Origin of the sequence: Bradyrhizobium sp. NBAIM08 (assembly GCF_020193935.1) — a bacterium.
GTDB classification, from domain to species: Bacteria; Pseudomonadota; Alphaproteobacteria; order Rhizobiales; family Xanthobacteraceae; genus Bradyrhizobium; species Bradyrhizobium yuanmingense.
In genome coordinates this window covers 1-442 of the sequence record NZ_JADYVR010000423.1, presented here as the reverse complement: position 1 = coordinate 442, position 442 = coordinate 1, and the positions used below count along the sequence as shown (strand labels likewise).

The window sequence follows — 442 nt, the reverse complement described above, 5'->3', positions numbered from 1 at the left end:
GGTTGTCCGGCGAGCTGCGCGGCGGGGTGGAGCGCGAGTTTGGCAAGTCAAGCGTGCGCCTGGGCGACATCACCGGGCCGACACTGAATTTCCAGAGCAGCGAGATTTTCGCGCGCTACAGCTTCGACAGCCTGGACAGCGCAGCGTTTCCGCGGCGTGGCGCGGCGGCGGCTCTCGAATGGCGTGTGCAGGTGGCTGGCAGCTCGTTCGATCGGGTGTCCGATGCGGTGAGCATCGACTGGCGTGTGGTGCACTCCTGGGGCAAGAACACGGTCATCGCCTGGGCATCGGCCGGCACTCTCCTGAACGCGGAAGATGCGGATGAGCGCAGCTATTTTCCACTGGGCGGTTTTCTGAACCTGTCGGGCATGTCGGCTGATTCACTGATCGGCCCGAACTTCGGCATTGCGCGGTTGCTGTATTTCCGCAAGGTCGGCAATGG

1 protein-coding gene is annotated in these 442 nt (G+C 63.8%); it reads left to right on the top strand.

Going from position 1 to position 442, the window contains the following annotated elements; translation table 11 throughout:
* The coding region (locus I6F37_RS40225; protein WP_225154413.1) for a hypothetical protein at positions 1 to 442 on the top strand (442 nt) is incomplete at both ends.